Annotated in this window: 5 protein-coding genes; all 5 read left to right on the top strand. The window is 41.5% G+C overall.

The window, feature by feature from the left end; translation table 11 throughout:
* Positions 1–257 precede the first annotated feature (257 nt).
* Positions 258–1,844, top strand: coding sequence for a TnsD family Tn7-like transposition protein (locus tag LSG37_RS20755; protein ID WP_233081919.1), 1,587 nt, complete (start codon positions 258–260; stop codon positions 1,842–1,844).
* Positions 1,845–1,935: 91 nt separating this feature from the next.
* On the top strand, positions 1,936–2,427 hold the full coding sequence (locus LSG37_RS20760; RefSeq protein WP_233081920.1) for a hypothetical protein: 492 nt from the start codon (positions 1,936–1,938) through the stop codon (positions 2,425–2,427).
* 47 nt (positions 2,428–2,474) lie between these two features.
* A complete protein-coding gene (locus LSG37_RS20765) occupies positions 2,475–3,347 on the top strand; it encodes an endonuclease domain-containing protein (RefSeq protein ID WP_233081921.1) in 873 nt (290 codons plus the stop codon).
* A gap of 557 nt (positions 3,348–3,904) precedes the next feature.
* On the top strand, positions 3,905–4,726 hold the full coding sequence (locus LSG37_RS20770) for a TnsA endonuclease N-terminal domain-containing protein (protein WP_233081922.1): 822 nt from the start codon (positions 3,905–3,907) through the stop codon (positions 4,724–4,726).
* Positions 4,716–5,329 (top strand): hypothetical protein (locus tag LSG37_RS20775; RefSeq protein WP_233081923.1); only part of this gene is annotated, 614 nt, incomplete at its 3' end. The genes LSG37_RS20770 and LSG37_RS20775, both read left to right, overlap by 11 nt.

Genomic DNA, 5,329 nt, shown 5'->3' on the forward strand with positions numbered 1-5,329 from the left:
CTTGGCTTGTCCCCTTTTAAGCGGCCGTCAGATAATCATAACTTGCAAACGCACCAAGACCGGTTTGATGAAAGTTTGCCTGATGGGCTCCTAAAGTATTTGTTTCACTTCTATACGAAGCGCTTTAAAAATCGTCAACCCGAAGTGCTAAGAAGTACTCTGGGTTACAACTGTAGTAAAAAATCGAAACACCCAGTGTACTGGCTAGTGATCCTGTACTGGCTTCGGCACCAGTTAGACTGGTCGGTAACTGACTAGTGAAAAGGGCACCTTTTTATCTCGAATTGCCAGATGATGAGGTGCCCTACAGCACGCTTGTACGCTATTCATTACTTTCCGCTCTTAAGCTACATCAAGTTTGCCAGCAAATTTACGGTAATAGCAGAAAACGAATTCATCCGTATGTTCCAGCCGAAGTCGCTCGGTTTTCCACCTTTTTTGCCTTGGATGAATTTGAAGTCCTCAGGAACAGGACGCTGTTCCCGCTGCTGCAATTTGTTCAACCCGCAAATCTAGAAGAACTGCAAGAGCGAGCACTTTTCCAGCGTGATAGCGCTTTATTCAGCAAAACTGTATTTGCTCATTCCAAAATATCAACTTTTTACGGCTTAAAACATTGCCCACTGTGTATTAAAGAAGAGCTGAACCGACAGGGATTTTGTTATTGGCATATCGCGCATCAACTTCCGGGGATTGAAGTCTGTCACCGACACGGTTGTTATCTACAGGGTGTGGCTATGGGAGATGGGGCCGCCGATCGTGCTTTATTGTATCCCGAAAGCTGCATCGATAAATCTGCTCATGACGCCACTGAAATCCAATTCCGTCTTGCAAAGTTTGCTGTCGAGTTGTTGCAGCTGCTTAAAGAACAACCCATTGATTACCGGCATAGCTACAGCTCTTTGTTGGTAGATAAAGGCTTAATACGTGGGCAGGGGCGTTTATCTTTGCAATGTATTACCTGCGAGATGAAAGCGTATTGGGAGGGAATCAGCTTCGGAAACGAGCTGGGGTTTCCTGTTGAGCTGTCTAGTTTTGCATTTTTAGGCCCCCTTCTTCGCGATCAAACGCATTTTCCGCAGCATCCCTGCAAACATATTTTGCTGGCTGGTTGGCTTACGGGTTGCGATGCAAAGTTGTTAACTCAACCAATGTGCATTGCTCAGCCTGAAAAAGAACTGGATCAGCATGCGTTTCTCGAAGACCAAATTTTGAATTTGGCCAACGAAAACATGAGTATGCTTCAAATTATGCAAAGCACAGGTAAGAGTAAGTGCTATGTAAAACGGGTTATTGAATCGGCAGGACTTAAGCATAGAACCAACTCCATGGCCATCCCTACTGCCGTAAGACGTTCCATTGTGTTGAAAGCAATTGTAGGGAAACATCGTCAGAGCATTGCCCAAGATTTAGGTATTGGCATAGGCGTTGTGGAACAAGTGATTAGCAATACTTATGGTCTTGCGGACTGGCGTCGTCATCTAAGTAAGCGAAAGCGCGTCCAAGATGCTTATTTGCGACTATCTAAGTTGATTACCCTGCACCCAGATTGGTCGCGACTTCAAATCCGCAAAGCTGATGAGTCTGCTTATTTCTGTCTGTACAACAATGACAAAAGTCTTTTAGAGCGTGTACTACCCAGCCCAACGCTAGCCACTCCACCAGAGAAAGACTGGGAACTGGAAGACCAAGCCTTACTGGAAAAAATAAAGGGTTTGGGATGTATTAAGGGCTTTTCGTTGGCCAAAATCGGCAGATTAGTGAAGGACAGAGGGTTCTTAAGTCGTTACTTAGATAAGCTGCCATTAACGAGAGCTTATTTGGATAAAGCCTCTTTGGACTAGTGTTTCTTTCATATAGTTTGCAATTTAGAGCAAGCCAGTGTTTAGATACTGACAAACCTAGCCAAAAAACTTTATCTTTGGAGGTATATCCTTGGATATTTTGATAGACACAATTAGAGATTCATTACTTGCCATAACGCATCCACGTTTTTATGAAACTGAGCGGGGATTTCAAGGACAGCTAAATGCAGAATTGAATTTTAGGCTTCAAGATCTTGAAATTGACGGCGCTATAGTTGAACAGGAGTACCAAAAACGTATTAAGGACCATGGGTTCAAAATTCGACCAGATCTCATAGTTCATATACCTTTCGAGGGAGCTGGGTTTGATAGCCGTTCGGTAGGAAATTTTGTCGTTATTGAGTTAAAGCATCGAGCCAACAGAAAAAGCGCTCGTGCTGATTACCAAAATCTTCACCGCATGTGCGATGTATTAGGTTATCCATTGGCAGTATTCATAAACATTGATAGTGATAAAACTTTTATTGATGAATGCATGCCGCTGAACAACGGTTCTATTCATGCTTTTGCAGTCAAACTTACAGATGGGCAGGTAGAAATTACTGAGCAGACAACCAAATAATCTGCGATAGTAATCTACAAGCATCATTAATTGCGTAGGATAGGTGTATGGTAACGATAGTCAAAGGACTTGATGATCTGGGTGTTCACCGTTTGCCACCTTTAGAACAAACAATAAAAGAGCGTTATAACATTGATGTTAACACTAAAAAACCTCTCGATGTTCAAGAATTATCTAAGCGTATTGGTGAGAAACCAAGCCTCCTGCTATGCGCAATGCTGAGTAATCAGCCGAAGTGCAGTGCATTTGGTGTTAAGTGCCTCGTCGAGGTGCTTGCAGGTATTGCTGGAAATCACCATATATCTGTTGGTTGTTTAGATTATGGACCAATTCAAACTAGACCCTTTAATTTCACGTTGAACAGCGATGGTTTCCTTAAAGAAATATTTGAGCCTTACAATCTGGAATTAGAGGAAAGAGACCATGCATATGTTGGGTTCTGTTTCACACCAGAACATAGGGTTTCAAAGTGGGAATTAAGAGAGCTATCAGAGAGCAATGGCACGTTCGAACTTGATTTAAAAATAGATCTTGGTATAGCAGTCTTCTACGATTGTCCAGATAACAACAATGAACAACAAAAAAGAACATCTAAATTCATTCCTGTATCGAGTGTTGTAGTTGAATTTGATGGTCCAGCACACCTAAGTGACGAACAAGTGAGAAAAGATAAACTTCGTGACTCAATGGTGCAAAGTACTGGTTCTACTGTATTTAGAATCCAAATGCCGTATCAGCATCAAGGAAAAGGTTCTACCGAGTTAAATCGAGACAGTCTTGCCGCTATGCTTGAGGGGCAAATACAAGACATCAAGAATCATTTTCAAAATCGACTTTTCGATACAATTAACGCCAGTTATTTACTAAAATCAGTATTTGAAAAGAAAGTGAAAAAATTAGCGTCTTTTAATGTCACATAACAAATAAATTCAGGTGATGCCTTTGCGTAACTGACATAGACGTCACTTGTTTATACGTGTGCATGGACTAGACCAAGTAGTCGAGTCTGTGCCGAAAGGGTTCGAACTAAGGGGCGGAAGTATCTTCTGTGTCAAATGTAAAAAACAGGTCTGACCAGTGTAGCAAGCAAAGCTAATCTGCGTCTTTCTAAGCTGGACTAGCTGTACCCACCGTTGCAAAGCGGTCGTGAATGCCTATCTCAAACTCTTATCTTTTATAGACGCTGGGCGCGAATTGAATGCTCAGTAGTTATTGTTGATTAACTCGATTGAAATCAATAACTTATATTTGTTTGTTTATAATCGTTACTGCTATATTTTTTCAGGCAATTTTTAGCGGGTTTGGAGTCAATTATTTGTCTGTTTACGTTCTTAAAAACCATAAATGATGTGTAATGACAATAAAGTTTGCCCATAAACAATAAAGTTTGCTCGTAAAGGATGTTTTAAACAAATTTTTGCCCGTAATAACTTTTTCTGCTTATACTCAAACCATCTAGTTAACACTGGCGAAGAAGATGGCACGAGGTAGGAAGCTTGAGAGCTTTGGTGATTTCAACCGGTCGCTCACTAACAAATACGGAATTGGGGAAGGTTCCGACTATAAGCCGTGGTTGCGGGTTCAAGATGTCAAGTCCAACGGAACTAAGTCTCAGGTTTGGGGGCGCAAAACTGGGCGTGTGCACCATCTTCTGTCTTCAATCGAAAGCCAGTTTTTTTATCTAGCGGAGTTCAGCGATTCCGTAATCGATATTCGAGAACAATTTCCGCTCTTACCTCTAAATGTCTCGCAAAAGATAGCCGCTACTTTGGGTATCGAACATCCAAAGGTTCCATATACTGGCGTGCCTAATATAATGACAACAGACTTTCTGCTTACTTGTCGTAAAGAAGGTCGGATTTTTTACAAAGCCATTTCCGTAAAGCCGGAAGACGGAATTAACCAGAGAGTTGCTGAGAAATTAGATATTGAGCGAGTTTGGTGGGAGTTGCTGGGTGTTGAATTCAATTTTTTTACTGGCAATGAATTAACAAAAACGCAAAGTAGCAACATCCAGTGGGCGACTTCGCCATTTCGTTCTGGAGTTCAGACCTATACGGATTCTCAAATTCAAATCGCTTTGGCAATGATTGAACCAGGAAAGCATTTATTACCAGCTCTATGTGGAAAGCTTGTGCCTTTAATTCAAGGCAGAAGTGAGGATGGGCTGAATATGGTGCGGTACTTAATTGCGAATAGATTTATTGATATCGACCTAAGTTATTCTGTCGAAGCTAATGGTGGCTTTGAAGTTTTGTCTGTAAATGTAGATAAAAGGCAGATCTCGAATGGTGATTGATAAAAATAGTGTATGGCGTTTGGATTGCGCGGAAGGTTTAGAAAACGGTTCTTATCGTGTCCTTGATATTCTGCCCCATTTGGATTGCATCATTCTATTTCATCTTACCGACAAGAATAAATTGCAAAGACCTATCGCGCGTCTTTTGTCTACTTTTACGAATTGGAATAATTCAGGAGCTGCTACCCGAATTGAGTACGAGACTCCATATTTTCTTTTGGTTGCCGAAGAGGATTTAGATCCTAAATCTAAGTCTAAAAGAGATACTAATTATGGTTTGGTCAGTGAGCTACTCGAGGACGAAGAGTTCCTATTAACCTACTCAACATCGAAGAGAATGTCTAATATTGTCGATTATGCCAAAAGAAAGGGCGTCGATAGAAAAAAAATACCTCGTTTGTTAAACCTTTACTGGCGGTATGGGCAAACCAAAAACGCTTTTTTACCTGCCTATGCTAACAGCGGTGGTTTAGGCAAAGAGCGACAAATAGTAACAGGAACACTTGGAGCGCCGAGGTCATCACGAACATTAGGTATTGATCGAGCTGCTAAATATGTTCTGAGGGCCGCAGATAAAGAGAATATTCGCAAGACGTTGAAGGG

Origin of the sequence: Rheinheimera soli (assembly GCF_021290985.1) — a bacterium.
GTDB classification, from domain to species: domain Bacteria; phylum Pseudomonadota; class Gammaproteobacteria; order Enterobacterales; family Alteromonadaceae; genus Pararheinheimera; species Pararheinheimera soli.

Bases quoted from the DNA above. Each gene is read 5' to 3' on its own strand.
- LSG37_RS20765 (WP_233081921.1), top strand. From the start codon at position 2,475: ATGGTAACGATAGTCAAAGGACTTGATGATCTGGGTGTTCACCGTTTG.
- LSG37_RS20770 (WP_233081922.1), top strand. From the start codon at position 3,905: ATGGCACGAGGTAGGAAGCTTGAGAGCTTTGGTGATTTCAACCGGTCG.